This is a genomic window from Arenibacter catalasegens (assembly GCF_002909235.1).
Lineage (GTDB): Bacteria > Bacteroidota > Bacteroidia > Flavobacteriales > Flavobacteriaceae > Arenibacter > Arenibacter catalasegens.
In genome coordinates, this window is the sequence record NZ_PHQQ01000023.1 from 60,289 (window position 1) to 86,938 (window position 26,650).

Consider the following 26,650-nt stretch of genomic DNA (forward strand, 5'->3'; position numbering starts at 1 on the left):
TAGATTATTGGTAATTAGGCAAGTTGAAAGAATAGCCTCAAGTATAAGGCTTGGTTCTTAAGGTAATCTGCCATTAAAAATCAATAATCAAATATCATTCATTCAAAGTAAAGAAAAAGCGTCCGGTTTTCTATCTTTGCGACACAAGAAAATATACTATGCGAAATTTTTTTAATTTTTTAAGGAGTAAATCTTTTCTGATTCAGCTAGTGTTAGCATTGGTGGTCTCCATATTATTGGTATTTGGTGCAATGAAGTGGCTTAAAAGCACTACCAATCACGGTAAGTTTGTTGAGGTCCCTGATTTATCCAAATTATCGGTTTCGGAGATGAGATCGAAGATCGATCAATCCCAATTGCGATATGAGGTCCTGGATTCGGCCAATTACAATCCGTCCTATCCAAGGTTTTCTATCATAGATCAGACGCCACGTGCAGGCAGTAAGGTTAAGGAGAACAGAAAAATATATATTACTGTAAATCCATCTGGATATAAAAAAGTTACCATCCCCAATATTATCCAGGTCACCCAGAGGAACGCCAGTTCTATGCTCAAAGCTGTTGGATTGGAAGTGGAACGTGTTACCTATGTGGATGAATTGGGAAAGGATATGGTATACAATATTAAATATAAAGGAAAATATATTGTCCCTGGAGACAAACTGCCTAAAACTTCGAAAATCGAGTTGGTTTGTGGCAATGGTAATATTACCGCAAGAGCAGAAGTTAAGGCCGAGTCCGAATAAGTATGGAAGCACAGGAGGAGTTTGAATTAAATGAGGAGGAACTTTTTGAGCATCATAGCTTTATAGCTTCCAAAGGGCAAGACCCTTTAAGAATAGATAAGTTTTTAATGAACTTCATTGAAAACGCCACACGTAATAAAATTCAACAGTCGGCAAGAGATGGCAATGTCTGGGTAAATGGATTGGTAGTTAAGCAAAATTACAAGGTTAAGGCTGGGGATCACATACGGGTCATGTTTGCGCATCCTCCACATGAAAATTTATTGATACCCGAAAACATACCCTTAGATATTGTTTATGAGGATGATGTTCTTTTGGTGGTGAATAAACAGGCGGGAATGGTCGTGCATCCTGGACATGGAAACTATTCAGGAACCTTGATCAATGCTTTGATCTATCACTTTGAGAATTTACCAAAGAACAGTGATGAACGCCCTGGCCTAGTGCATAGAATAGATAAAGACACTTCAGGTCTATTGGTAGTGGCCAAAACGGAAGCTGCTATGACCCATCTGGCGAAGCAGTTTTTTGATAAATCCAGTGAACGTGAGTATCTAGCCCTAGTCTGGGGGAATGTGGAGGAGGATAATGGTACCATAGAGGGCCATATAGGTAGGAATCCTAAAAACAGATTGCAAATGCATGTTTTTCCTGAAGGTGATCAAGGTAAGGAGGCGATTACCCACTTCAAGGTCTTGGAGCGATATGGATATGTAACCTTGCTTGCCTGTACTTTGGAAACGGGTAGAACACATCAAATTAGGGTGCATTTAAGACATATTGGTCATACACTTTTTAATGATGAGCGCTATGGCGGTGAAAGAATATTAAAGGGAACCACTTTTACAAAATACAAGCAATTTGTAGATAACGCCTTTAAAATTTTACCTAGACAGGCCCTTCATGCAAAAACCTTGGGATTTGTTCACCCTGTTACCGGCAAGTTTATGAGATTCGATTCTGAAATTCCAGAGGACATGGCCAACTGCATTGAAAAATGGAGACATTATGCCAAACATAGTCAGGCAGAATAGGTTTCATTTATACCAATATTGAAAACAAGATATTAAAGGGTTAGGTAATTCAATATTCAGCTATTATTTTTGACCTGATCGTTAATGTTATCCAAGCATGAAAATAGTAATATCACCCGCAAAATCTCTGGATTTTGAAAGTAAATTGCCCACTAGTGAGTTTTCGCAGCCCAATTTTCTCAGGGAGGCAGAACAATTGAATAAGGTTTTGGCCAAAAAAAACCCAAAGGCTTTGTCAAAATTAATGGGGATTTCGGCCAATCTGGCAGAATTAAATTGGGAAAGGAACCAGCAGTTTTCAGTGCCTTTTACTGAGGAAAATGCCAGACCTGCAATATATGCGTTTAACGGTGATGTTTATCAAGGACTTGATGCTTATACCATTGCGACTAAAAAATTACAGAGCCTTCAAAATAATCTTAGAATACTATCAGGTTTGTATGGTGTTTTAAAACCTTTAGATCTTATGCAGCCCTATCGCTTGGAAATGGGAACCCAATTAAAAATAGGCCGCAAAAAGAATTTATACGAATATTGGAAAAAACCGATTACAGATTATTTAAATTTAGAATTAGAGGATAATGAGTTGTTTCTGAATCTGGCGAGTAATGAATACTTTAGTTCCGTGGATGAGAAACATCTAAAAGTGCCTGTAATTACACCAATATTTAAGGATTGGAAGAATGATCATTTAAAGATTATCAGTTTTTTCGCAAAAAAAGCCAGGGGAGCTATGGTAAGGTATATTTTGGATACAGATGCTAAAACTTTAGAGGATGTTAAAGGGTTTGATCTAGACGGATATATGTTTAGTAAGGAACATACTTTAAAGGAAAATCAGCCTGTTTTTATACGATAGAATATTTTTCAAAAAAAAGCGTTATTTTCTAATAAGTCCTACTACTTAATTGAGATTAAAATGAAACGATTCGCTTTTTTGTTTTTGGTTGTTATTTTTATTACTGCTTGTTCCGATCGGGATGATAACCTCGATGGGGTGAATATCAGAATAAAAAATGAAAGCAGTGTTACGTATGATCTGGTGCAAGTGGGCAGTGCGGAAATGCTACACGAGCTTATTGGTCCTGACGAATATTCTGGGTATTTGAAATATGAAACGGCCTATGAATATGCTTACATAAATATAACTGTAGGCGAAGAGAATTACGTCTCGCAGCCTATTGATTTTGTTGGTGAGACACCTTTGGAAAATGGGTTCTACACCTATGGACTAAGTATCTCCGAGGAGGGGGATATTATTTTAAATTTTATAGTTGATTAGCTAGAATTTTAGGGTGTCCCTTATTTTTTTTTGTTAGGATTTATCTTTTCTTCTATAGTGGGTCTTTTTTTAATTTTTCTTTTACGTCTAGTACCCCAAGTACCATTAACAATTTTGCCTCTTTTCGATTTTTTATCTCCTTTTCCCATTTGTTTTTATATTTTATCTTTTTAAAGTTAGCACATAAATAATTCATTATCAAGTTTCGAATAAACTACTTTTCACCCCTAATTTTGATTTGTAACAAATTTCTTGAAAGATATACTTTTAACGTATTGGCGACCTAGCCCTAATAAGCTAAATTTGTATAATTATAAAATTATGTTAAATTGAGCAATTCTAAAACGTTAAAGATTGAAAATAAAAAAGGTATTAGTCGCAAATAGGGGAGAGATTGCCATACGTATTTTTAGGGCATGTGTAGAAATAGGACTTAAAACAGTAGGGGTGTATACCTACGAAGACCGTTATTCCCTGCATCGTTACAAAGCAGATGAAAGTTACCAGATAGGAGAGGATAATGAACCTTTAAAACCTTATCTGGACATGGACGCCTTGATTAGAATTGCTAAGGAGAATAATGTGGACGCCATTCACCCGGGATATGGATTCTTGTCCGAAAATGCCAAATTTGCTCAAAAATGTGAGGATAACGGAATTATTTTCGTAGGTCCCAAGGTGTCGGTTTTAAAAGCTTTGGGGGACAAGATTACCGCCAAGGACGTTGCTGTGGCTAATAAAATACCGATCATTAGAAGTAGTGATAAGGATTTGACAGATATTGATATTGCACTTTCAGAGGCTGCGGAGATCGGTTATCCTTTAATGCTCAAAGCCGCTTCGGGAGGTGGAGGAAGGGGTATGCGCGTTATCAGGACTGAGGATGAGCTTATAAAAGGTTTTCCGGAGGCACGAAGGGAATCCCTGAATGCTTTTGGCGATGATACGGTTTTCCTGGAGAAATTTGTAGAAAATCCCAAACATATAGAAATCCAGATCGTTGCTGATACACATGGTAATATTGTGCATTTATATGAACGGGATTGTTCCGTGCAAAGACGCTATCAAAAAGTAATTGAATTTGCTCCTTCCATTGGCCTGCCACAGGAAACAAAGGATAATCTTTACAAATATGCCATTGATATATGCCGTGCAGTTGACTATAATAATATTGGAACGGTCGAATTCTTGGTGGATGATGATGGCAGTATCTATTTTATAGAAGTAAACCCAAGGATTCAGGTAGAGCACACGGTAACCGAAATGATTACCAATATTGACTTGGTCAAGGCCCAGCTATTCATTGCTGGAGGATATAAGCTTTCTGATAAGCAGATTAAAATCCAAGATCAAGACGCTATAGTTATTACAGGATACGCACTACAATGTAGAATAACTACCGAGGATCCGGGGAATGATTTTAAACCAGATTATGGGGTTGTCACCACCTATAGAAGTGCCTCAGGTTTAGGTATTCGGTTAGATGCGGGTAGTATCTATCAAGGTGTAGCTATATCCCCCTTTTTCGATTCCATGTTGGTCAAGGTATCTGCAATTAGTAGAACATTGGACGGGTCTTGTAGAAAAATGCGTAGGGCATTGGCGGAATTCCGTATTCGTGGTGTAAAGACCAATATGGCTTTCTTGGACAACATCTTAAAACACCCAACTTTTAGGGAAGGTAAGGTGACCGTGAATTTTATTAAGAACGAACCCGAACTGTTTAAGTTTGTGGAACCTAGGAACCGGGCCAATAAATTGGTCGATTTTTTGGGGGAAACTATTGTAAACGGTAATCCAGATGTAAAAAAATTGGATAGGGACCATATTTTTTCCAAGCCAAAAGTCCCTTCTTTTGATAAGTCCGAGGTTTATCCCAAAGGAACCAAGGACCTTCTTACCGAATTAGGACCGGAGAAATTTGCCCAGTGGTTGAAGGCGGAAAAAAAGGTCCACTTTACTGATACTACCATGCGAGATGCCCATCAGAGTTTGTTGGCGACACGTATGAGGACAATAGATATGTTGAAAGTAGCCGAAGGTTATGCCAAGAACCATCCTGAAATTTTTAGTATGGAAGTTTGGGGAGGGGCTACCTTTGATGTTTGCCTTAGATTTTTACAAGAAAACCCATGGGAACGGTTGGAGTTGTTGCGGAAAGCGATGCCCAATATATTGCTACAAATGTTGATCAGAGGTTCCAATGGGGTGGGTTACACAGCCTATCCGGATAATTTGATAGAGCGATTTGTTGAGGAATCCTATAAATCTGGAGTAGATGTATTTAGAGTTTTTGATTCTCTCAACTGGATGAAATCTATGGGGCCTTGTATAGAGTACGTTCGTACCAAAACAGGAGGATTGGCCGAAGGGTCCATTTGTTATACCGGTGATATTTTAGATCCTTCCAAAACTAAGTACGATTTAAAATATTATGTGCAATTGGCAAAGGACATAGAAAATGCAGGGGCACATATATTGGGTGTAAAGGATATGGCTGGATTATTAAAGCCTTACGCTGCCTACGAATTGATTTCCGCTTTGAAATCTGAAATAAATATCCCTATACATTTACATACTCACGATACTTCATCCACGCAAGCAGCCATGTATCTAAAGGCCATTGAAGCCGGGGTAGATGTGGTAGATGTTGCCTTGGGTGGATTGTCTGGGCTTACTTCCCAGCCTAATTTTAATTCGGTGGTAGAGATGTTGCGTTTTAATGAACGCGAGAATAACTTAAATACCGATAAATTGGCTGAATATTCCAATTATTGGGAAACGGTCAGAAATTATTATTACACTTTTGAGTCAGGATTAAAGTCAGGTACCGGTGAGGTATACCAACATGAAATTCCGGGCGGACAATATTCCAATCTAAAAGGACAGGCAATAGCGCTGGGATTGGAAGATAAATTTCCAGAGGTCACCAAAATGTACGGTGAGGTAAATAAACTATTCGGTGATATTGTAAAAGTAACCCCTAGCTCCAAAGTGGTTGGGGACATGGCGCAATATATGATCAGCAATGGGCTTACGGTAGAAGATGTTCTGCAAAGAGGGGAAACTATTTCTTTTCCTCAGTCTGTAATAGGTTTCTTTAAAGGAGATTTGGGACAGCCGGTCGGAGGTTTTCCGGCAATGTTGCAGAAAATCGTTTTAAAGGATGAAAAACCATTTACAGATAGGCCAAATGCCCATTTGGAACCTATAGATTTCGATAAGGAATTCAATGCATTCAAAAGAAAGTTCAGTTTAGGAATGGGGCGTGAATTGCTTATTACCGATTTCTTATCCTATAAATTATATCCAAAAGTTTTCACAGATGCCTATAATCATCATGTGAAGTATGGTAATGTTATGAATATCCCTACCAAGAATTTCTTTTATGGAATGGAAATAGGGGAGGAGATTATTGTGGAGTTGGACAGGGGAAAAAATATTCTTGTTTCACTAATGCTCAAAGGTGAGCCAGATGATGCTGGTAATGTTAGTATCTATTTTAAGTTAAACGGACAGTTGCGAAATGTAATCATTAAGGATAAATCTGTTAAGGTAGATAAGATTGAGAATACTAAAGTAGACAGCTCTGACGCCAAGCAGATTGGGGCGCCATTGCAAGGCTTGTTGTCCAGTGTCCTTGTAAAGAAAAATCAGGAAGTAAAAAAGAACCAGCCCTTGTTTGTAATTGAGGCCATGAAAATGGAAACCACAGTTACGGCCACTGAAGAAGGTATTGTGGACAGAGTACTATTACAGGGTGGGTCCTTGGTGAATTCCGAGGATTTGGTGTTGGTGTTGAAATAATAGGTAGGTTGACTTACCTTATGGGATAGTTGCAGGGTTAATCCGATTTTTTTTGGAAAACCCTGCAACTTTTATTTTAGCCTTTTACCTTTATGGGCTCAAAAGCCCATACATATTCTTAAGCCCATCGTAATGTTTTTTCACACCCATCCATATGAACCCTTTTTGTTTGAGGATGCCACAAAACTAATTGTAGGTACGCTTCCACCGCCAAGATTTACTATCGGCGAATTAAAGGAAGGGGATGTCAATTTCTGTTATGGTAGCCGCGATGGTCAATTATGGCCGATTTTAGATCGTATTTTTGAACTGAATTTGGATTTTGCAACTACGGAAAAAGCCATTCAGCAACGCATGGATTTTTTAAGAGAGCGAAAAATCGGTATTTGTGATATAGTGAAAAGTGCAGAACGTACCAAGATCGATGCCTCAGATCTAGGGATGGAGAATATTGTTTTAAGAGACCTGTTTGCCTATCTTCAACAGTCTTCCAAGGTGGAAACCCTTTTGTTTACTGGGGGCAATAGTAAAAATGGTCCGGAATACTTTTTTAGAAAATACTTAAAAGAACATGGTGCAACACTGGAATTGATTTCCAATGAGGTACCACGCATTCACCAATTTAGGCTACCTAGGATAAAGGAAGAAATTTCATTAAGCTCCTCCGAAAAGACCTCAATTTATAAAGAGAGAATTATAAAAACAGTGTCTTTGACTGCGCCTTCCGGTGCTGCCAATAGGGCTGTGGGAAGCTTGGAGGCTTATAAAGCAATGAAAAATAAAAACCCTGAATTCAATACGATCGATTTCAGGGTTTTGCAGTATCAAAAATTTTTCTAGAAGAAATCCACAAAACTTCATTAAGAGAAAAACTATATTTTAATTTTTAGACTTAACGCAGGGTAGGTCTTTGTAGCAGCCAAATTTTCCCCGGATAAATAAATTGGTTTATAGTCAAAGGTAATGGACATGGCTGTCCTCTTATTCTTTCCGGCACTGATAAAATAGGGAATACTGGCCCCATCGGCTATGACTCCTGCCAACATAAGAACACTGCCTATGCTCTCACCACTGTTGGATTGACTATCCCAGTAATCATAGTTGTTGTCAAATAAGGCTGCACCGCCAAAGACCATTGCCGTTCCACCTGCAAGTAATATCCAAGCGGTGGTTTTTTGTTTTTTGCTTTTCTGTAAAAAATAATCTTTGGAGAATTCTTTAGTCTGTCCTACTAAAATAGAACTGACAAGTAGTAATGCTAGAAGTAAGCGAATTGTTTTCATGACATTTTTATTAATGACAATTTAATTATTCATCTTATTCAGGGGGCAACTACTTTTTTAAGGTATTTAAAGGGCTAAGAATTAGTGGTTTATTGTATTAAAGGTAGATGTTAAATTTGGATAAACAATCTGCTTTATGGTTAAATAAAATGGACGATATATAAATAATTATAGACCGGCGGTATGCCTGTTTGTTTAGAATGTCATTCCTGCGCAGGCAGGAATCTGATACCGCCTGTAACGTGAAAAGTATTGCGGACAGTGTTTATGTCATTCCTGCGTAGGCAGGAATCTATTTTTAATGTTGCTGTTTTGAGTATTGTCCAAATAGCTTAAAATGTCAGCTATATTATTAAAGGTGCCTTTAATATGAAAGGATGGCGGATTGTTTTCAATGTCATTCCTGCGCAGGCAGGAATCTATTATTGAGGTTGCCAATCAGTTGCTAGGTCTTGCCATTGAGGATTGTCTTTTATAATTAGGTTAATTTTCCATTCACGTTTCCATTTTTTAAGATTTTTTTCCCTTTTAATAGCATCGTCAACAAATTGATGGGTTTCAAAATAGACTAACCTATCCAAACCATATTTATTGGTGAATCCGTCTGTAAATTTGTTTTTATGCTCATAAATTCTTCGCTGTAAATTATTGGTCATTCCAATATAAAGGGTTCCATTCTTTTTATTGGTCAGAATATAGACATAATATTGATGATTAGTTTTGTGCATTTCGTATCGCTAACACCAAGCTCCCCTGTGATAATTTTATTGGTGACTTTTCAAATTAAATATAAGATAATGTTTATTTGATTAATGATGATTTGTTTGTGTTCCAAAATCATAGCCTTGACCGGTTGATTTCTTACTAAGCAGGAATGAAAGGAAGGGTGCAAGTACATTGTTTGGACCAATTTTATAAATATTAGTATAAAGAGGAATCAGGGCAGAATACCTATTCTGGTTTACCGTAAACTATTAGAAAGGAATAAATGATTTTGGCCGAGGACGAATTCCGGACCTTTGGATTCCTGCCTGCGCAGGAATGACAAAGTGTACATTTACCGACCCTATTAATATCTTTGAAATAATGCGAAATTAATTGTGGTTAAATTGTGACAACGATATATTACTCCTTTGTAATGATTTTAAGTAGGATTTTCAAATAAAAAACATCAACCTTATTAGATTAAGATTGATTTGTTTGTGCTCCAAAAGTATATTCTAGTCTGGTAGATTCCTGCGTAATTAGAATTCCAATGCTGTATGTCACTTGAAATCATGGCAGACTACCTTCAATATAATTGCTGCGCAGACAGGAATCTGATAGCGCCTGTCATGTGAAAAGTATAGCGAACAGTGTTGAATGTCATTCCTGCGTAGGCAGGAATCTATTTTTAATGTTGCTGTTTTGAGTATTGTCCAAATAGCTTAAAATGTCAACTATATTATTAAAGGTGCCTTTAATATGAATGGATGGCGGATTGTTTTCAATATCATTCCTGCGCAGGCAGGAATCCAAAAATGACTTAGATAAGTATTCGGCAACTTACTTTTTCACGACTTTCATGACCAATATCCTAATTAACAACACAAATGGAGATCCATGTAAAAGTACATCGAACCAGTCCAAAGGTTTCATTCCTGTAGCACCTCCCAATATCCATTTTAATTTGCCTAGAATATGGGGTTCAGGTAAAAAAGGAGCCAGCCCAAGGGTAAGGCATAAAATCAAAATTAGTTTCCAATTATTTAAAATTTCCATAGATCTATTTTCGAATTCCCTTTATGAATCCCTCAATTTTATCAACACCATTTTCTGTCAAAAATTTAATAAAGGCAGAGCCAATAATTGCGCCCTTTGCCTGTTTAGTTGCCTGTTGAAAGGTTTCTGAATTGCTTATTCCAAAACCAACTACCTGCGGGTTTTTTAATTTCATATCCGCTATGCGCTTAAAGTAGGATTCCTGAGTGTTGCCGAAACCATTTTGGGAACCGGTAACACTAGCGGAGCTTACCATATAAATGAAACCGTCTGAGGCAGCATCAATCTGATGGATGCGATCGTTACTGGTTTGCGGAGTAATCAAGAAAACATTCACAAGGCCATATTTTTTAAATATTGCTTCATAGTTTTCCTGATACACGTCCAATGGAAGATCGGGTAAAATAAGTCCGTCTATTCCAATTTCCTGACATTTGCGGCAGAAATCTTCTACCCCGTATTGCAGTACAGGATTAAAATATCCCATGAGGATCAAGGGTATGGAAACGGATTTTCTAATATCTTTCAACTGCTGAAATAATAGTGCTGTGGTCATTCCATTCTTGAGAGCTTTGGTAGAACTAGCTTGTATGGTAGGGCCATCGGCCAATGGATCGCTAAAGGGCAGTCCAATTTCTATTAGATCCACTCCGTTTTTTTCTAGGTCTTGAATGATCTTTACGGTATCGTTCACAGATGGGTAGCCCGCAGTAAAGTATATGGACAATATTTTTTTATCTGCCTGTAGTTTTTGATGTATTCTATTCATTCTAACTTTATTTTTTTCATTCCCACAATAGCTGGAATGTTTAAGTGGCTTACAGTTTAAAATAATTGATGTAGGTGTCCAAGTCCTTATCACCACGACCAGATAGGTTGATAACCACCACATCTTCTGGTTTGAATTTTCTGGTTTCCAGAATGGCAAAGGCATGTGAGGACTCAATAGCGGGTATAATTCCTTCCAATTTGGATAGTTCCATACCGGCCTGCATGGCCTCATCGTCCGTTACGGCAATAAATTCTGCCCGCCCTGTTTTGTATAAATGTGCATGCATGGGTCCAACTCCTGGATAATCAAGTCCCGCTGAAATGGAATAGGGTTCTGTTATCTGCCCATCTACAGTTTGCATCAATAGGGTTTTGCATCCATGAATAATTCCCATTTTTCCAAGAACAGAAGTTGCGGCACTTTCACCACTATCCACTCCTTTTCCTGCTGCTTCAACAGCTATAATGCCTACTTCCTTTTCATGTAGGAAATGATAAAAGGTCCCAGCAGCATTACTGCCACCACCTATACATGCCACGACATAGTCAGGGTTTTCTTTGCCTTCCTTCTCTTTTAACTGCCATTTTATCTCTTCCGAAATAATGGATTGAAACCGTGTAACCATATCAGGGTATGGGTGTGGACCAATCGCCGATCCAATAATGTAATGCGTGTCTACAGGGTTGTTGATCCAATCCCGAATGGCTTCATTGGTGGCATCTTTGAGGGTTCTGCTGCCGGATAGTGCTGGCCTTACCTCTGCTCCGAGCATTTTCATACGGGCCACATTGGGAGCCTGTCTGGCAATATCTATTTCCCCCATATACACAATACACTCCATTCCCATAAGGGCGCAAACGGTGGCTGTAGCTACACCGTGTTGACCGGCACCTGTTTCGGCGATAATTCTTGTTTTGCCAAGGCGTTTTGCCATTAATATTTGCCCGATGGTATTATTAACTTTATGGGCACCGGTATGATTTAAGTCTTCGCGCTTTAAATAAACTTTGGTGTTGTACTTTTCGGACAAACGTTTAGCGAAATATAGAGGAGAGGGCCTGCCTACATAATCCTTCAATAATTGGTCAAATTCCTTTTTAAATGAAGGCTCTGCCATTATCTTCAGATACTGCTGCCTAAGGTTTTCAACATTAGGGTAGAGCATTTCAGGAATAAAAGCTCCTCCGAATTCCCCATAATATCCTTTTTCGTCTACGTTGTAATTCATCGTTTTATAATCTAGTATTCAGTACTGAGTATTAAGTGTTGAGTGGTGGATTCTTGCTATTCAATTCTCAATACTTCTTTAAATTCCTTCAATTTGTCAATATCTTTCAATCCCGGTTCCAATTCAAACTTACTATTGACATCTATGGCATGGCAATATTTTGATTCTGGTCTTTGTTGGAATTTCTTTATTTTTTCAATCTCATCCGGCCCTATTCCACCACTTAGAAAGTAGGGTTTGGTGGAAGGGTAGTTTTTCAGGACCTCCCAGCTAAAGGTGTAGCCATTGCCTCCCGGTAATTTTCCTTTGGTGTCGAAGAGATAATAATCACACAACTCTTCGTAGGGAGTCAAAATACCAAAATCAAAATCGTCCTTTATAGAAAACACTTTAATGATTTTAAGGCTTGCTACCCCCAAAGCTTGTGTACGGTAAAGGTTCCTCTTTTTAAGATTACCGCAGAATTCAGAACTTTCTTCTCCGTGCAATTGAACTGCATCCAACCCATAAGTATCAATCTTTTCCAAAACTTCCTCAATAGTGGCATCGACAAAAACACCCACTTTTTTAATGGATGGTGGTAATTCTGGAAGGTTACCTTCAAAAAACCTTTTGGAGGGTTCCCAAAATATAAAACCTAGATAATCTGGAATTAGCGTGGCTACCTCCAGAGTATTCAAATTCATTCCACACACCTTCAGTTTCATGGTTATATTATTATTTTATCGATTTAATAAAATTGAGGGCGCTCTCTCCCGGATTATCAGTTTTCATAAAATTTTCACCAATTAAAAATCCCTTATATCCGTAGGGTTTTAATTCTTGAATAGCTTCTATGGAACTTATACCACTTTCTGAAACCTTCACAAATTCGTCAGGAATTAAGTTTGAAAGATTTTTACTGGTATCGAGGCTTACCTCAAATGATTTTAGATTTCGATTATTTACACCCAACATATCCAAGCTGGGCATAATGGATTTATGTAGTTCCTCTTCGTTATGAACCTCCAACAATACATCCAGATGTAATTGTTTTGCAAATTCTGAAAATGCTTTTATCTCGGCACGGGTCAATATGGCTGCAATTAATAAAATTACATCTGCGCCATAAGCCTTGGCCTCCAGCAGTTGGTATTCGTCTATGATAAATTCTTTGCGAAGCAATGGCATTTGAACAGATGCCCTAGCCAATAATAGATCGTCCAAAGAACCTCCAAAATACTTACCATCGGTTAAGACGGACATGCCACAGGCACCTGCATTTTCATAACCGACCGCTACATCTGCAACACTGTTGTTTTGGTTGATGACCGATTTGGAAGGGGACCTACGTTTGTGCTCTGCTATTATGCCACTATTGCTATTTCTAAGTGCACTTGCCAAAGAAATTACAGGTCTGTTGAACAATACGGAAGCTTCCAATTGGGAAACCGGGATAATCGATTTTTTTAAATCAACTTCCTTCCTCTTATCCAAAACTATTTTGTCCAGTATATTCATGGGTACTGTAATGCCCGCTTATGCAAGGCAGTTTTATGATTGTTTTTTATTGACTCAAGGTCTGTAATTTTTTTAATGCAGCCAACCCTCTTCCACTGGCCAAGGATTCTTTGGCTTCCTCAAAACCCTCCCTAGGGCTTATTCCTTTTACGGTAGCAATGGCGATACCGGCATTGGCACAGACCACATTATTTTGTGGTATGCTCCCTTTTCCCTGTAATACATTAAGAAAAACTTGAGCGGATTCTTCAATACTATCCCCGCCAACAATGTCAGAGGCAGAGATGGCCTCAACTCCAAAATCGGAAGGTTTTAACATTCCTTCGGCTTTGTTGGTAATGGTTTTTGTATTTCCTGTCAATGAAATTTCGTCATAACCGTCCAAGGCATGTAATACTGTAAATTTCTTATCGGTCTTTTGGTATAGGTAACCGTACATTCTGGCCAGCTCCAAGTTGAACACACCCACCATCTGGTTCTTTGGAAATGCAGGATTTACCATAGGTCCCAACATATTAAAGAAAGTTTTAACACCCAACTCCCTGCGGATTGGAGCTACGTTTTTCATGGCAGGGTGAAATAATGGAGCGTGCAATACACAGATGCCCGCCTCGTCTATACATTTTTCAAGAAATCCAGCATCATTACTAAATTTTATGCCCAAAAATTCCATAACATTGCTACTGCCACATTTGGATGATACACCATAGTTGCCGTGTTTGGTTACTTTAACATTGGCCCCTGCTGTTACAAAACTGGCCAAGGTTGAAATGTTGAAGGTGTCCTTGCCGTCACCACCTGTACCACATAGGTCTATTGGGTTGTACTGTGATAGATCTACCGCCAAACACAGTTCCAATAAGGCGTCCCTGAAGCCCTCCAATTCTTCAATGGTGACACTACGCATCATATAAACCGTTAAAAAGGCTGCAATCTGACTTGTATTGTAGTCCCCTTTGGCAATATTGACCAATACCTGTTTGGCATCCTCTTTGGGAAGCACATCGTGATTGATCAGTTTGTTTAGAATATCTTTCATGGTTTCTTTTGTATTAATATACTAGTACCGTGTACTTGGCATTCCCTATTTCTTTGTTATTAATTGAGTTTACTTTAAAAAATGAACAAGGTATACCCATTTGACTTCCTTATTTTGTCACCCAGTTTTGCAATATTTTCTTTCCATCAGGGGTAAGAACCGATTCCGGATGAAATTGAACGGCGCTAACATCATATATCTTGTGGCGTAAAGACATTACCTGTCCATTTTCATCAAAAGATGTAGCTTCCAATACTTCTGGAAGATTGGGGTTTACTACCCAAGAATGGTAGCGGCCCACCTCAATTTCTTTAGGCAATCCATCAAACAAAACATCTTCCTTTACAATATTTATTTTGGTGGCTATACCATGGTAGACTTGATCTATGTTTACCAATGAACCTCCAAAAACCTCGGCAATGGCCTGTTGTCCCAAGCATACCCCAAATATACTTTTTGTGGGGGCGTACATCGCAATAATTTCTTTGAGCAAGCCAGCTTCATCTGGTATTCCTGGACCTGGGGACAGTACGATCTTGTCAAAGGCCTCTATTTCCTCTAGGCGTATTTGATCATTTCTTTTAACGGTTACCGTGCAATCCAAATCTTCCAAATAATGAACTAGGTTGTAGGTAAAACTATCGTAATTGTCTACTACCAATATGGACGTTCCTTGTCCTTTGCTCAAGGAGTTGGTACTTGTTTTATTATCTGTATTCTCTTTCATATTAGTGATGTCCTTTTTTGAACATTTAAAATTGTTCTTGCCAAATGCCCCGTAAATAGAGCCAAGGCAAATTAATGGGAGTTTTTATATAGTTTCCGCTATTTCAAGTGCTTTGGTCAGCGCTCCTAATTTGTTGTATGTTTCCTGAAGTTCATTTTCAGCAATGGATGCGGCTACCAGACCAGCTCCGGCCTGATAATGTAATTGATGATTTTTACTTAAAAATGTACGAATCATAATGGCGTGGTTAAAGTTGCCATTAAAATCCATAAAACCTATAGCCCCACCGTAATAACCCCTACTAGTTTTCTCATATTTTTCAATGAGCTGCATGGCCATATGTTTGGGGGCACCACTTAGTGTACCGGCAGGAAAGGTGTCGGCAACCACTTTCATGGTTGGAATATTTTTTTTCTTTTGTCCAGTTACTTTGGATACTAGATGGATGACATGGGAAAAAAATTGAACCTCTCTATAGTTTTCTACTTTTACCATGGTTCCATTACGACTTAGATCGTTTCTAGCAAGATCAACCAACATTACGTGCTCACTATTCTCCTTATCATCTATTTTTAATTTCTTGGCCAACTCGGCATCCTGCTCATCATTGCCGGTTCTTTTAAAAGTTCCTGCAATAGGGTGAATTTCAGCCTTGCCTTCCTTTACGATCAATTGGGCCTCTGGAGAACTACCAAATATTTTGAAGTCGCCATAATCAAAATAAAACAAATAAGGCGAAGGATTTATGGAACGTAAAGCTCGATATACGTTGAATTCGTCACCCTTAAATTCTTGTGAAAATCTTCTGGACAATACCAATTGAAAGACATCCCCTCTGTTGCAATGCTTTTTGGCCAGCTCTACTTGTTCCCTGTATTCCTCATCCTTTAAATTAGAAATTGGGTTTCCATCTTTGGAGAAATTGTAGGAGGCAAAGTTCTTGGCACTTAGAATTTGTTCTATTTCCCCAATGTTATTTTCAGATTCATAACAATGTGCAAAAATATAGGCCTCGTTTTTAAAATGGTTGATGGCCACTATATTTTGGTAGACAGCATAATAGATGTCAGGTATGGAAATGCTGTTATCTTTTTTAGAAATATCTATATCTTCAAAATATCGCACCGCATCATAGGCCATATATCCGAACAATCCATTGTTTATAAATTTGAAATTGTTATTCTGGGAGTCAAATTGCTGACTAAAATCGTGTAAAATGCCGGGAATGTCCGTGAGTTCCGTAATTCCAATTTCTTCTGTGGTTCTATCGGGGAATTGTTTGGTGATGGTCTCGTTCTCCACTTTAATGGAAGCAATGGGATTGCAACAGATATAGGAAAAGCTATTATCGTTGGCATGGTAGTCACTACTTTCCAACAAGATGCTATTTGGAAATCTGTCCCTTATTTTTAAATAAACGCTTACAGGGGTAATGGTGTCTGCAAGTATTTTTTTATGATGTGAAACTAATTGGTATTTCATGTTAATTCTGTTTATGGCTACTCTATGCCAATAGGTTTTTGATTTCTATGATAAACGAAAAAAAGGCTTGTCGTGATGACAAGCCTTTTATATAGTTATACTACAATGATGCTTTGCTCACGACGTTTTTCGTAAGTTGCTCCACCACCAAGTATTTGATACCATGTTCTTCATTGAAGGCCAAATATAAGAAGGAATTTCAAATTAACAAACCTGTGTTACGTAAAAAATAAAAAACCCCACAATTGTGAGGTTTTAAACATTGTTAAATGGATGCGTTTAGAATACCAAATCCACTACTAGATCAAACTCGTCGTAAATTGTTTTGTCGCCCAAATTGTCGAAGAAACTCCCTGACCCGTATTTAACGTCGTATAAGGAACGGTCAATCTTCATAGTAGCCGTTGCCTTGTTGCCATAAACGGAGATATCGAAAGCAACTGGATTAGATTTTCCTTTTACTGTAAGATTTCCAGTTACTTCATATGAATTTTTTCCACTGGCTTTTACGCTGGTGAAAACCAATTTAGAGGTAGGGTGCGCCTCAACTCCAAAAAAGTCATCGGATTTTAAATGACCTTCTAGCTTTCCTTTATATTCACCTTGTAAATCATTTGAAACCAAAGTTGGCATATCTACCACAAATTCTCCTCCTGAAAGTTTATCACCTTCAAAAATTAGTGAGCCCTCCTTTAGTGCGATAGTTCCGTGATGGGAACCGGTAACCTTATATCCTTTCCATGTTACGGTACTCTCCGATGTTTTTACTTGTTTTACTTCTTTGTCCACTGGAGTAGAAGCAACTGCGGTTAAACCTGTAAATACTGCCAATACTATACTTAATGCATTTTTCTTCATAATTCTGAATTTTAAATAATTTGTGTTAGTGTTTCTGTTTATATATGTGTAATTAAATTTTCTTTTGATTTACGCACTTTTTTATAATGCTGCGTGGTATCTTCTTCTGATCTATAACCTACAGCAACAAGAACAGCAGCGTTAAGTCCTTTTTTGGTCAACCCAAGAATTTCATTGAATTGGGCATTGTCAAAACCTTCCATAGGACAGCTATCTATCTTCAAATCCGCAGCAGCCGATAATAAATTACCTAGGGCTATATAAGTCTGTCTTGTCGTCCAAGTGGCTTTGGCCGACTCAGATAAGGGCATAAGTTTAGATTTCATAAAATCTGAATACCCCTGCAGATCGTTTGTAGGAATGCCTCTTGTTTCACTTACATTCTCTAAGTAGTCATCTACCAATTCTTCTCCAAAAGTTGACTGGTTTGCCAATATAATTAAATGCGAGGCCTCCGTAATTTGGGACTGTCCCCAGGCCGCCGGTTGCAATTTATTTCTTAGCTCTGGATCCTCAATCACTAGTATTTCATATGGTTGTAATCCGTAGGATGAGGCACTTAAGGAGGTAGCTTCCAATAAATCTTCTAAATCTTTTTTTGACAATTTTTTAGAAGCATCAAATTTTTTGGTGGCATATCGCCAGTTTAAATTTTCAATATATGTATTCATGCTTTGAATTTAATAATTATTTCTATTCGTTATTCATTTTAAAATTTATCCAATAAAACATTTAAGGCGGTTAAATCCTGCACAGTAAAGTTTTTTAATAATTTGTCTTCGGCCTCCTTTAAGGCTAGATCCATTTGGGACAATGCGCTTTCTCCTTGGCGTGTAATATTTATTTCCACTTTCCTGCGATTGCTCGGGCACACCATACGATCCACATATTCTTTTAAAATCAACTTGTCTACAAGTCTAGTGGTGTTGCTCATCTTGGTTACCATTCTTTCGTTCAGCGTGGAAAGATTTGCAGGTTTCCCTTTTTGACCCCTTAAAATTCTTAGCACATTAAATTGCTGCAAGGATACGCCGTGCGGTTTAAGTGCTGAGGTCATAATTTCATTGATCTTACTCTCTACTAAACTTAAATGTATAATAGTCCTACTAGAAACAGGAATTTGTTTGTCCGTTTTAATAATTTTCTCAACATTCATGTCGTTACAATAATTGTATATACAAATGTATGTATTTATTTAATTGCTGCAATGGTGTAGGTGATAAAAATTTGTTAAAAATTAAATGGGTTTAGAAATATAATGACTGGGACGGGGTATTCTTATTATGCGGCTGCTGTTATATTTATACCTCAATTATTGGATGATTTTTTGTAATGCATTATTTTTGAGGACTAAATAAAAAAATTAATGGCAAATTTATCACAAGAGGAGTGGAGTGAACAATTGGAAAGCGATGAGAATGCCTTCTTATTGGATGTTAGGACTCCGGAAGAAGTAGAAGAAGGCTATATCCCGAACGCTACTAATATAGATATATACTTAGGGCAGGATTTTGTAACCGAATTGGAAAAGTTGGACAAAACAAAGAACTATTACGTTTATTGTCGGTCTGGTCAGCGTAGTGGTCAGGCATGTGCCATTATGAACAAATTAGGTTTTGAAAACGCCTTTAACTTAGAAGGTGGTTTTATGAACTGGGAAGGTGAGGTAGTAGAGTAACCTAGTTGCAAGTCCATAATCCTTAAGTCAAGGTTAGCTAGGAATCTTGGTAGTGCATATCTTATTCCGGTTTTAACTTTGTGATGTAGTAGTTTTTTCTTTACATTGGTTTATGCGGGAAGATCTTTTGCATTTTATTTGGAAGTACAAAAAACTTCAGTTGAAGAATTTACTTGGCTCCAAGAACGAGTCCATTCAAATATTGGATGTGGGATCTCACAACCTTTTATCGGGCCCCGATTTTTTTAACGCCAAGATAGAGATAGATCAACAGTTATGGGCGGGTACTGTAGAAATGCATATAAAGTCTTCAGATTGGTATGCCCATAATCACGAAATTGATCCCAATTATCATAACGTAATACTCCATGTGGTTTGGGAGGACGATTGTGATGTTTTTAGGAGTGATAATACGGCAATTACCACCTTAATACTCAAAGATTATATTTCCTCAAATATTTTACTGGAATATCAAAAATTGTTTTATCACAAAGGCAAGGCAGCAATCAATTGTAGTAATGAGATTGGTAATATAGATGATTTCGTTTTACAGAATTGGTTGGAGGTACTCTATTTTGAGCGTTTGGAAAAGAAAACGAACCAGGTTGACGAACTTCTTATTGAATTCAACAACGATTGGGAGCAAGTTTTTTTTATCCTTTTGGCCAAAAATTTTGGTTTAAAAATAAATGGCGAGGTGTTTTTTGAAATTGCTAAACAGTTGCAATTTCCAATAGTACGCAAAATACAGGGCCATCCCTTACAATTGGAAAGTGTACTTTATGGTCTTGCCGGACTTTTGGAAGATGATACTATTAATGATGACTATTTTAAAAGTCTTAAAAGTGAATTTGTTTTTCTGAAAGCAAAGTATACTCTTTTGGATACCCTGTTGCGTAAACCTGAATTTTTTAAATTAAGACCTTCCAATTTTCCCACAATAAGACTGTCGCAATTGGCTAATTTGTATACATTGCAACAGAGCATTTTCAGCAAAGTTATTGGAGCTAAGAGTGCTAAGGAAATTTATTCGGTTTTTAAGGTTACGGCTAGCGAATATTGGGACAACCATTATACGTTTGGAAAAATTTCCAAGAATTATAGCAAGAAGCTTTCAAGAAAGTTCGTGGATCTATTAATTATTAACACCATACTCCCTATAAAATTAAGTTACGCAAAGCATTTGGGAAGGGATGTAAATGAGGAGATAATTAATATTATATCCGATATTGCATCTGAAAGCAATACGGTCATTTCAAAATTTGGGATGCTTAAACTTCAATTTCCTTCGGCCAAAGAGAGTCAGGCTGTTTTGCAGTTGTACAATGAATACTGTACAAAAAATAAATGTTTACAATGTGCTGTGGGTCATCAATTATTAAATAGAAAACCCTAATTTTAACGCATGAACATTTTCTACAAAGTACTTTATTATTTTCAGAAAAGAGGATTTGAGGTTTGTAGGCGAATAGCTGAGCGTTTGGGAATAAGAACCAGAGTGGTCCGTACTACTTTTATATATCTTACTTTCGTTACCTTGGGCTTTGGTTTTGCACTGTATCTTTTTATGGCTTTTTGGCTAAGGATAAAGGACTTGTTATACACTAAAAGAACCTCGGTATTTGATCTTTAAATATGATTAGACTTTTTCGCTCTCGAATGTACTTGGCGATGGCTTTGTTGGTCATGGTTTTGTTGTTCGGAGTATTAGGATACAGATTCTTGTCAGATTATACTTGGATAGACGCCTTTTATATGACTATAATAACGGTAACTACCGTTGGTTTTTCTGAGGTACGTCCTTTGGATGCTGAGGCTAAAATCTTTACAGTAATTTTAATAATCACCAGTGTATTTATATTTGCATTTGCAATTTCAGTAATAACAGAATATGTCCTAAGTCGAAATTCACTTCAACTTTTAAAGAAAAAAAAAGTGAAAAATAAAATAAGCAGTATAAGCAATCACGTCATTATTTGCGGCTTTGGTCGAAACGGTAATCAGGCCGCAGAAAGATTAAAGGCGTATAACAAACCTTTTGTGGTAATTGAAAGGAACAAGGAAGTTATCGAGAAATTTGAAGAGGAGATTCTTTTTATTGAAGGTGATGCCAATGAGGATGAAACCTTGGTCGAAGCTGGGATTGATAGAGCACAATATTTAATTACCGCAATGCCGGATGATGCAGCGAACCTATTTGTAGTGCTCTCTGCTAGACAACTAAATAAGAATCTTTTTATAATAAGTAGGGCATCACAATTAACTTCCCAAAAAAAATTAAGACTTGCGGGCGCGGACAAAGTAATAATGCCGGATAAGATAGGCGGAGATCATATGGCGTCCTTGGTGGTCATGCCAGACCTGATCACTTTTATGGACAAACTTTCTACTGAAGGTGAGCATACTACGAATTTGGAAGAGGTAACTATAGAAACTTTTATGGCAAAGGTGGAGAATCATTCCTTGCGCGATCTGGACTTGAGAAATAAGACTGGCTGTACGATCATTGGTTATATAGAACCAAACGGCAATTATATTATAAATCCTGAGGCCGATTTGAAATTGCAGCCACAGGGTAAAGTAATTGTATTGGGAAGGCCGGAACAGATTAAAAAATTAAATGACATGTTCCATATAGATTAAGTATATTACCAATTATATTTGATTCCACGAATTTTTTTTAAGATATTGCTAAGATATTTTAGGCCAAACCAACAAAAAATAACCCTTTTCAACTACTTATGAAGAAATATATATCTATCTTTTTTTTATTATTTTCATTTACTTTATTTTCTCAAATTCTTGTTGTTAAGGAGTCTATTTATAATCCTTCAAGTAATATCAATGACGGCGTAATAAAATTGGAGGTCGAAGGAGGTACTCCGCCATACCAGTATAAGTGGAGTAACCAAAACACTTCGTTAACTTCCAATCAGGCCACTAATTTGGTGGAAGGTCTAGCTTATACCGTCATTGTCACGGATGCCAAGGCGGAACAGGTCACCAAATCCTTCAAGGTTCCAGCGGAGGCCATTACTGAATTTTTTAATGGAATTATGACACCAGCTGTAAGTGCTTTGGGGTCTGTTCTTTTTTGGGATCCATTTGCTGCAATTGGAATCTATGACCCGGTGATGTACTCAGATGTTAAACGTATTGGGATTCCTGGATGGTCTACAGAGGTAAATGATAAATTTATTTTAAAACAGTGGTTGAAGACTGAAGGGCAAGAAGTTAAAAAGGGAGATGAAATTGCTATTATTTCTAGAAGTAATGGAACCACTGAAACGATTATTTCGCCAGTGAACGGGGAACTAAAACACTTAGCCAAGGAAGGTGGGGTAATCTACAACTCCGAAAACCAAGAACATGTTATAGAACAAGGGGCGCATATTTTGGCCCAGATAAAATATAACGAACCCGTTGTTATTACCCATCCCAATGGGGACCCACAACAAAAGGCAATTCCATTTATAGTAGTTTGGCTGGTAATTGGAGCAGCTTTCTTTACCTTGAGAATGGGCTTTATTAATATAAGGGGCTTCAGGCATTCCCTTGATTTGGCAAGAGGTAAATATGATGACCCCGATGCACCAGGGCAAGTAACACATTTTCAAGCTTTGGCCACAGCGGTGTCTGGTACTGTGGGGCTAGGGAACATTGCCGGTGTAGGAGTAGCGGTTTCTCTTGGTGGTGCGGGCGCAACATTTTGGATGATCGTTTGTGGATTGTTGGGTATGTCCTCCAAATTTGTGGAATGTACTTTGGGCGTTAAATACCGTAATATCCTTCCGGATGGTCGAGTTTTTGGCGGCCCCATGAATTATTTGCGTTACGGCTTGGAGAAAAGAAATTTAAAGGGCTTAGGTAAAGTTCTTGCTGGGCTATTCGCTGTGTTGGCGGTAGGTGCTTCCTTTGGAGGAGGAAATATGTTTCAGGCCAATCAATCTTTTGAACAGCTTTCAGGACAGTTCCCAGCGTTACAGGGCAATGGATTCTGGTTTGGAATTATAACTGCAATTCTAGTTGGTGTGGTAATCATTGGAGGAATAAATAGTATTGCAAAAGTAACCGGTAAAGTGGTTCCCATTATGGCGTCCATTTATATTCTAGCTGCCTTAACGGTAATCATTATTAATATACAGAATGTTGGACCTGCATTTGCAGCCATTGTGGACGGTGCTTTTAGCCCAAGTGCACTTAAGGGAGGTATTGTAGGAGTTTTGATCGTTGGTTTCCAGCGGGCTGCATTCTCTAATGAAGCAGGTGTAGGTTCTGCTGCAATTGCACATAGTACGGCGAAGACAAATCATCCGCCTTCTGAAGGGTTTGTAGCACTTTTGGAGCCCTTTATAGATACTGTGGTGGTTTGTACTTTAACTGCCTTGGTATTAATATTTACTGGAATGCATGAGGTAGAGGGGATGGCAGGCGCTCAATTAACTTCCGATGCTTTTGGAAGTGTTCTTTCATGGTTCCCATATGTTTTGGCCTTGGCGGTTTTCTTGTTTGCATTTTCTACTATGATTTCTTGGTCCTATTATGGGATGCGTGCTTGGACCTATCTTTTTGGGAAGAGTAAAAAAGTGGAATTTATATATAAAATGCTATTCCTTGTTTTTGTGGTCATCGGTGCATCGGTAAGTTTGGGAGCAGTATTGGATTTTTCCGATATGATGATTCTAGCCATGTCCTTTCCTAATATTATTGGACTGTATCTGATGTCTGGTGAGGTAAAAAGAGATCTTGATGAATATTTGATAAAGCTAAAAGCGAATTTGCTTTATAAGAAAAAAGGTGATGCATAAATAAATATTCGCTTCATAATTTTAAATCCCGCTTTGAATTCCAAAAACAGGAATGAGGTGGGATTTTTCTTTTAATACAATTAATTCAATACTGCAGTTGTTTAAGGAATCCTATTCGCTTGAATATTTGGAATGGCGACAGGTTTAAAAGGATCTGATTTATAGATTATTTAGTCTGTTAAATTGTTATTTGGGCATCAGTTGGAAAGGTTTCAGGGTAAGTCTCCCAAGTTTTATATAAAATATGAATAAGGGATAGTGGCAAATTCTTATTGCTATGCTTTTTATATTTATCCCAATTTTAGTATATTTAGATTTCAACAAGCGAAGACGCAAAGAAATGGCAACTTTATGAATTCAGCAGCTATGGTAATAATGCTTTTGGCACAAGGAATTGTAATCTCCTTTGCGGCCTATTTGTTTTATAGAGTTTTGACCACGTCAACTAAACCAGAACCGGACTCCTATTCAGATAACGATAGGTTGATGATTGGGCAAAAAGATTGAGTTGTGAACAGAAATTCATTTAAATCCCACTTTAAGTTCAATAAACAGGAGCGAAGTGGGATTTTCTTTTTACTGCTTTTTATAGTTATTTTTCAAATACTTTATTTTGTTGGCAAGTCCTATCCGATATCCGATAAGGATAATTCTTTTGTGGTGGATGAGGCATACCAAGCCAAATTGGATGAACTTAAAGGTAAAAGCCAAAACAAGGATTCCCTTTTGATATATCCATTTAATCCCAACTTTATATCAGATTATAAGGGCTATACCCTAGGGATGTCTACTGAAGAAATAGATCGTTTGCACGCCTTTAGGGCTAAGGACCAATACGTAAACTCCAGTATGGAATTTCAAAATGTTACCTTGGTTTCAGATTCACTATTGGAAAGTATATCGCCCTATTTTAAGTTTCCGGAATGGACAAATCCTGGTATGGGACAATCTACAGTTGGTGCTAGGTCGGGTCATTCAAATAACGCTGAAATAGGACCGATTCAAGCAACATTGCTTTCTGCCAATAAAGGTCCGATCAAAGATCTTAACAAAGTCAGTGCAGCGGAATTAAGGTCGATTTATGGGGTTGGGGATGTTTTGTCCCATCGCATTGTAAAATTTAGGGATCTATTAGGAGGCTTTGTGGTCGAAAAGCAACTAGATCATGTCTACGGCCTAGAGCCGCAGGTAATTGAAAGAATACTTGGTCGATTTAAAATTTTGGAAAGTCCATCCATATCTAAAATCAATATTAATCAAGCTTCACAATATGATCTTTCAAAATTGGTTTATATTCCATATGATGTAGCTTCCAGGATTGTCGCCTTTAGGGAGATGAACGGAGGTATTAGTTCGTTTGATGAATTAACAAAAATCGAAGATTTTCCCGCAGAAAAAATAGATATAATTGAGTTATATTTGCAATTATAAAAAAAATTGCTAAAAATGGTTATTGATACCCCTTCAACAATGAGTTTTGATTACTCTGAAACTCAACAAATGGTAGCTGCTTCTGCCAAAGAATTTGCTGAACAACATATTAGACCCAATGTAATGGAATGGGATGAGGCACAGACCTTTCCTGTTGAAGTATTCAAGAAGGCAGGGGAAATGGGTTTTATGGGAGTTTTGGTTCCTGTGGAGCTCGGTGGGTCAGGTTTGGGCTATCACGAATATGTAGCTATACTAGAAGAGATATCTAAAGTGGATCCTTCTATTGGTTTATCTGTTGCGGCACATAATTCTTTGTGTACCAATCATATTTTGACTTTTGGTAATGATGGTCAAAAGAAAAAATGGATCCCAAAATTGGCCTCTGCAGAATGGATAGGTGCTTGGGGTCTTACGGAACACAATACAGGTTCCGATGCAGGAGGAATGAGTACCACAGCGGTCAAGGAAGGTGACTCCTGGGTGTTGAATGGAGCAAAGAATTTTATTACCCACGGCAAGAGTGGGGATGTTGCAGTAGTGATTGTAAGGACTGGAGAGAAAGGGGATAGTCATGGTATGACCGCCTTTGTTGTAGAAAAGGGAACTCCTGGGTTTACAAGTGGAAAGAAAGAAAATAAATTGGGAATGAGAGCCAGTGAAACGGCCGAATTGGTCTTTGATAATTGCAAAATTCCAGATGCCAATAGGCTGGGAGGAGTAGGGGAAGGCTTTGTGCAGTCCATGAAAATCTTGGATGGAGGAAGAATATCTATTGGAGCGTTGTCCCTGGGTATTGCTAAAGGGGCTTATGAAGCGGCCTTAAAATATTCTAAGGAAAGAGTTCAGTTTGGAAAGCCTATTAGTCAATTTCAAGGCATTTCCTTTAAGCTAGCTGATATGGCTACTGAAATTGAGGCTTCGGAATTGCTGCTGCACAAGGCTGCTTTTCTTAAAAATGAAGGTCGTAATGTGACCAAGATGGGTGCTATGGCTAAAATGTTTGCCTCGGAAGTTTGTGTAAAAGTAGCTAATGAAGCGGTTCAAATTCACGGTGGATATGGCTATACGAAGGATTTTCCGGTGGAAAAATTTTATAGGGATTCCAAGCTTTGTACCATTGGAGAGGGAACTACTGAAATACAGAAAGTGGTCATTGCTAGAAAAATTTTAAAATAATAATTTGTATTTCGGTATTAAGGTTTATATTTGCA

Annotated in this window: 28 protein-coding genes; 14 read left to right on the forward strand and 14 right to left on the reverse strand. The window is 37.8% G+C overall.

The window, feature by feature from the left end; genetic code table 11:
* Positions 1–158: 158 nt before the first annotated feature.
* The 4 genes from CWD90_RS16755 (at position 159) to CWD90_RS16770 (ending at position 3,062) form a co-directional block, all read left to right on the forward strand.
* Entirely contained in the window at positions 159–746 is a 588-nt protein-coding gene (locus CWD90_RS16755; protein ID WP_103477224.1) for a PASTA domain-containing protein, read from the forward strand.
* A gap of 2 nt (positions 747–748) precedes the next feature.
* On the forward strand, positions 749–1,780 hold the full coding sequence (locus CWD90_RS16760; protein ID WP_103477225.1) for an RluA family pseudouridine synthase: 1,032 nt from the start codon (positions 749–751) through the stop codon (positions 1,778–1,780).
* 97 nt (positions 1,781–1,877) lie between these two features.
* Entirely contained in the window at positions 1,878–2,639 is a 762-nt protein-coding gene (gene yaaA, locus CWD90_RS16765; RefSeq protein WP_103477226.1) for a peroxide stress protein YaaA, read from the forward strand.
* A gap of 60 nt (positions 2,640–2,699) precedes the next feature.
* On the forward strand, positions 2,700–3,062 hold the full coding sequence (locus CWD90_RS16770) for a hypothetical protein (RefSeq protein WP_103477227.1): 363 nt from the start codon (positions 2,700–2,702) through the stop codon (positions 3,060–3,062).
* Positions 3,063–3,082: 20 nt separating this feature from the next.
* On the opposite strand, the gene CWD90_RS16775 is transcribed toward CWD90_RS16770, so the two are convergent.
* Positions 3,083–3,211 (reverse strand): 30S ribosomal protein THX, encoded by a 129-nt coding sequence (locus CWD90_RS16775; protein WP_103477228.1) that lies wholly within the window; start codon positions 3,209–3,211, stop codon positions 3,083–3,085.
* A gap of 205 nt (positions 3,212–3,416) precedes the next feature.
* On the opposite strand from CWD90_RS16775, the gene CWD90_RS16780 reads away from it, so the two are divergent.
* Both CWD90_RS16780 and CWD90_RS16785 read left to right on the forward strand, forming a co-directional pair.
* The gene (locus CWD90_RS16780) at positions 3,417–6,869 is read left to right on the forward strand and encodes a pyruvate carboxylase (RefSeq protein ID WP_103477229.1); all 3,453 of its coding nucleotides are present in this window, start codon (positions 3,417–3,419) and stop codon (positions 6,867–6,869) included.
* Positions 6,870–7,001: 132 nt separating this feature from the next.
* Positions 7,002–7,709 (forward strand): uracil-DNA glycosylase family protein, encoded by a 708-nt coding sequence (locus CWD90_RS16785; RefSeq protein WP_103477230.1) that lies wholly within the window; start codon positions 7,002–7,004, stop codon positions 7,707–7,709.
* A gap of 32 nt (positions 7,710–7,741) precedes the next feature.
* Here CWD90_RS16785 and CWD90_RS16790 read toward each other — a convergent pair whose 3' ends face one another.
* The 13 genes from CWD90_RS16790 to CWD90_RS16850 form a co-directional block, all read right to left on the reverse strand.
* Positions 7,742–8,152 carry a hypothetical protein gene (locus CWD90_RS16790; protein WP_103477231.1) on the reverse strand — a complete coding sequence of 137 codons (411 nt, stop codon included), beginning with the start codon at positions 8,150–8,152 and terminating at the stop codon, positions 7,742–7,744.
* A gap of 422 nt (positions 8,153–8,574) precedes the next feature.
* Positions 8,575–8,880, reverse strand: a complete 306-nt coding sequence (locus CWD90_RS16795; RefSeq protein WP_103477232.1) for a GIY-YIG nuclease family protein — start codon at positions 8,878–8,880, stop codon at positions 8,575–8,577.
* A gap of 817 nt (positions 8,881–9,697) precedes the next feature.
* Positions 9,698–9,913 carry a hypothetical protein gene (locus CWD90_RS16800; RefSeq protein WP_103477233.1) on the reverse strand — a complete coding sequence of 72 codons (216 nt, stop codon included), beginning with the start codon at positions 9,911–9,913 and terminating at the stop codon, positions 9,698–9,700.
* A 4-nt stretch (positions 9,914–9,917) separates the two neighbouring features.
* Positions 9,918–10,682, reverse strand: coding sequence for a tryptophan synthase subunit alpha (gene trpA, locus CWD90_RS16805; protein WP_103477234.1), 765 nt, complete (start codon positions 10,680–10,682; stop codon positions 9,918–9,920).
* 49 nt (positions 10,683–10,731) lie between these two features.
* Positions 10,732–11,913: a tryptophan synthase subunit beta gene (gene trpB, locus CWD90_RS16810; RefSeq protein ID WP_103477235.1), complete on the reverse strand. Its 1,182-nt coding sequence runs from the start codon at positions 11,911–11,913 to the stop codon at positions 10,732–10,734.
* Positions 11,914–11,969: 56 nt separating this feature from the next.
* Positions 11,970–12,620 carry a phosphoribosylanthranilate isomerase gene (locus CWD90_RS16815; RefSeq protein ID WP_103477236.1) on the reverse strand — a complete coding sequence of 217 codons (651 nt, stop codon included), beginning with the start codon at positions 12,618–12,620 and terminating at the stop codon, positions 11,970–11,972.
* A 10-nt stretch (positions 12,621–12,630) separates the two neighbouring features.
* A complete protein-coding gene (gene trpC / locus CWD90_RS16820; protein WP_103477237.1) occupies positions 12,631–13,413 on the reverse strand; it encodes an indole-3-glycerol phosphate synthase TrpC in 783 nt (260 codons plus the stop codon).
* Between the two features lie 46 nt (positions 13,414–13,459).
* Positions 13,460–14,452 (reverse strand): anthranilate phosphoribosyltransferase, encoded by a 993-nt coding sequence (gene trpD, locus CWD90_RS16825; protein WP_103477238.1) that lies wholly within the window; start codon positions 14,450–14,452, stop codon positions 13,460–13,462.
* A 109-nt stretch (positions 14,453–14,561) separates the two neighbouring features.
* Entirely contained in the window at positions 14,562–15,179 is a 618-nt protein-coding gene (locus CWD90_RS16830) for an anthranilate synthase component II (RefSeq protein ID WP_103477239.1), read from the reverse strand.
* Positions 15,180–15,263: 84 nt separating this feature from the next.
* Complete coding sequence (locus tag CWD90_RS16835) at positions 15,264–16,661, reverse strand: anthranilate synthase component I family protein (protein ID WP_103477240.1); 1,398 nt, start codon at positions 16,659–16,661, stop codon at positions 15,264–15,266.
* Positions 16,662–16,940: 279 nt separating this feature from the next.
* Positions 16,941–17,519, reverse strand: a complete 579-nt coding sequence (locus tag CWD90_RS16840; RefSeq protein WP_103477241.1) for a YceI family protein — start codon at positions 17,517–17,519, stop codon at positions 16,941–16,943.
* Between the two features lie 38 nt (positions 17,520–17,557).
* Entirely contained in the window at positions 17,558–18,190 is a 633-nt protein-coding gene (locus CWD90_RS16845) for an NAD(P)H-dependent oxidoreductase (RefSeq protein WP_103477242.1), read from the reverse strand.
* A 38-nt stretch (positions 18,191–18,228) separates the two neighbouring features.
* On the reverse strand, positions 18,229–18,675 hold the full coding sequence (locus CWD90_RS16850) for a MarR family winged helix-turn-helix transcriptional regulator (protein WP_103477243.1): 447 nt from the start codon (positions 18,673–18,675) through the stop codon (positions 18,229–18,231).
* 210 nt (positions 18,676–18,885) lie between these two features.
* Here CWD90_RS16850 and CWD90_RS16855 point away from each other — a divergent pair, with 210 nt between their 5' ends.
* The 8 genes from CWD90_RS16855 (at position 18,886) to CWD90_RS16890 (ending at position 26,615) form a co-directional block, all read left to right on the forward strand.
* Positions 18,886–19,197, forward strand: coding sequence for a rhodanese-like domain-containing protein (locus tag CWD90_RS16855; protein WP_103477244.1), 312 nt, complete (start codon positions 18,886–18,888; stop codon positions 19,195–19,197).
* A 112-nt stretch (positions 19,198–19,309) separates the two neighbouring features.
* On the forward strand, positions 19,310–20,593 hold the full coding sequence (locus CWD90_RS16860; protein WP_103477245.1) for a DUF2851 family protein: 1,284 nt from the start codon (positions 19,310–19,312) through the stop codon (positions 20,591–20,593).
* A 9-nt stretch (positions 20,594–20,602) separates the two neighbouring features.
* Complete coding sequence (locus tag CWD90_RS16865; RefSeq protein ID WP_103477246.1) at positions 20,603–20,830, forward strand: PspC domain-containing protein; 228 nt, start codon at positions 20,603–20,605, stop codon at positions 20,828–20,830.
* Between the two features lie 2 nt (positions 20,831–20,832).
* Entirely contained in the window at positions 20,833–21,840 is a 1,008-nt protein-coding gene (locus CWD90_RS16870) for a potassium channel family protein (RefSeq protein ID WP_103477247.1), read from the forward strand.
* Between the two features lie 98 nt (positions 21,841–21,938).
* Positions 21,939–24,005 carry an amino acid carrier protein gene (locus tag CWD90_RS16875; RefSeq protein WP_103477248.1) on the forward strand — a complete coding sequence of 689 codons (2,067 nt, stop codon included), beginning with the start codon at positions 21,939–21,941 and terminating at the stop codon, positions 24,003–24,005.
* 351 nt (positions 24,006–24,356) lie between these two features.
* Positions 24,357–24,512: a hypothetical protein gene (locus CWD90_RS23245; RefSeq protein ID WP_192878040.1), complete on the forward strand. Its 156-nt coding sequence runs from the start codon at positions 24,357–24,359 to the stop codon at positions 24,510–24,512.
* A 3-nt stretch (positions 24,513–24,515) separates the two neighbouring features.
* Positions 24,516–25,436, forward strand: a complete 921-nt coding sequence (locus CWD90_RS16885; protein ID WP_103477250.1) for a ComEA family DNA-binding protein — start codon at positions 24,516–24,518, stop codon at positions 25,434–25,436.
* A 39-nt stretch (positions 25,437–25,475) separates the two neighbouring features.
* On the forward strand, positions 25,476–26,615 hold the full coding sequence (locus CWD90_RS16890; RefSeq protein WP_103477269.1) for an acyl-CoA dehydrogenase family protein: 1,140 nt from the start codon (positions 25,476–25,478) through the stop codon (positions 26,613–26,615).
* Positions 26,616–26,650 lie beyond the last annotated feature (35 nt).

Bases quoted from the DNA above. Each gene is read 5' to 3' on its own strand.
- CWD90_RS16755 (WP_103477224.1), top strand. From the start codon at position 159: ATGCGAAATTTTTTTAATTTTTTAAGGAGTAAATCTTTTCTGATTCAG.
- CWD90_RS16760 (WP_103477225.1), top strand. From the start codon at position 749: ATGGAAGCACAGGAGGAGTTTGAATTAAATGAGGAGGAACTTTTTGAG.
- yaaA (WP_103477226.1), top strand. From the start codon at position 1,878: ATGAAAATAGTAATATCACCCGCAAAATCTCTGGATTTTGAAAGTAAA.
- CWD90_RS16770 (WP_103477227.1), top strand. From the start codon at position 2,700: ATGAAACGATTCGCTTTTTTGTTTTTGGTTGTTATTTTTATTACTGCT.
- CWD90_RS16775 (WP_103477228.1), bottom strand. From the start codon at position 3,211: ATGGGAAAAGGAGATAAAAAATCGAAAAGAGGCAAAATTGTTAATGGT.
- CWD90_RS16785 (WP_103477230.1), top strand. From the start codon at position 7,002: ATGTTTTTTCACACCCATCCATATGAACCCTTTTTGTTTGAGGATGCC.
- CWD90_RS16790 (WP_103477231.1), bottom strand. From the start codon at position 8,152: ATGAAAACAATTCGCTTACTTCTAGCATTACTACTTGTCAGTTCTATT.
- CWD90_RS16795 (WP_103477232.1), bottom strand. From the start codon at position 8,880: ATGCACAAAACTAATCATCAATATTATGTCTATATTCTGACCAATAAA.
- CWD90_RS16800 (WP_103477233.1), bottom strand. From the start codon at position 9,913: ATGGAAATTTTAAATAATTGGAAACTAATTTTGATTTTATGCCTTACC.
- trpA (WP_103477234.1), bottom strand. From the start codon at position 10,682: ATGAATAGAATACATCAAAAACTACAGGCAGATAAAAAAATATTGTCC.
- trpB (WP_103477235.1), bottom strand. From the start codon at position 11,913: ATGAATTACAACGTAGACGAAAAAGGATATTATGGGGAATTCGGAGGA.
- CWD90_RS16815 (WP_103477236.1), bottom strand. From the start codon at position 12,620: ATGAAACTGAAGGTGTGTGGAATGAATTTGAATACTCTGGAGGTAGCC.
- trpC (WP_103477237.1), bottom strand. From the start codon at position 13,413: ATGAATATACTGGACAAAATAGTTTTGGATAAGAGGAAGGAAGTTGAT.
- trpD (WP_103477238.1), bottom strand. From the start codon at position 14,452: ATGAAAGATATTCTAAACAAACTGATCAATCACGATGTGCTTCCCAAA.
- CWD90_RS16830 (WP_103477239.1), bottom strand. From the start codon at position 15,179: ATGAAAGAGAATACAGATAATAAAACAAGTACCAACTCCTTGAGCAAA.
- CWD90_RS16835 (WP_103477240.1), bottom strand. From the start codon at position 16,661: ATGAAATACCAATTAGTTTCACATCATAAAAAAATACTTGCAGACACC.
- CWD90_RS16840 (WP_103477241.1), bottom strand. From the start codon at position 17,519: ATGAAGAAAAATGCATTAAGTATAGTATTGGCAGTATTTACAGGTTTA.
- CWD90_RS16845 (WP_103477242.1), bottom strand. From the start codon at position 18,190: ATGAATACATATATTGAAAATTTAAACTGGCGATATGCCACCAAAAAA.
- CWD90_RS16850 (WP_103477243.1), bottom strand. From the start codon at position 18,675: ATGAATGTTGAGAAAATTATTAAAACGGACAAACAAATTCCTGTTTCT.
- CWD90_RS16855 (WP_103477244.1), top strand. From the start codon at position 18,886: ATGGCAAATTTATCACAAGAGGAGTGGAGTGAACAATTGGAAAGCGAT.
- CWD90_RS16860 (WP_103477245.1), top strand. From the start codon at position 19,310: ATGCGGGAAGATCTTTTGCATTTTATTTGGAAGTACAAAAAACTTCAG.
- CWD90_RS16865 (WP_103477246.1), top strand. From the start codon at position 20,603: ATGAACATTTTCTACAAAGTACTTTATTATTTTCAGAAAAGAGGATTT.
- CWD90_RS16870 (WP_103477247.1), top strand. From the start codon at position 20,833: ATGATTAGACTTTTTCGCTCTCGAATGTACTTGGCGATGGCTTTGTTG.
- CWD90_RS16875 (WP_103477248.1), top strand. From the start codon at position 21,939: ATGAAGAAATATATATCTATCTTTTTTTTATTATTTTCATTTACTTTA.
- CWD90_RS23245 (WP_192878040.1), top strand. From the start codon at position 24,357: ATGAATTCAGCAGCTATGGTAATAATGCTTTTGGCACAAGGAATTGTA.
- CWD90_RS16890 (WP_103477269.1), top strand. From the start codon at position 25,476: ATGAGTTTTGATTACTCTGAAACTCAACAAATGGTAGCTGCTTCTGCC.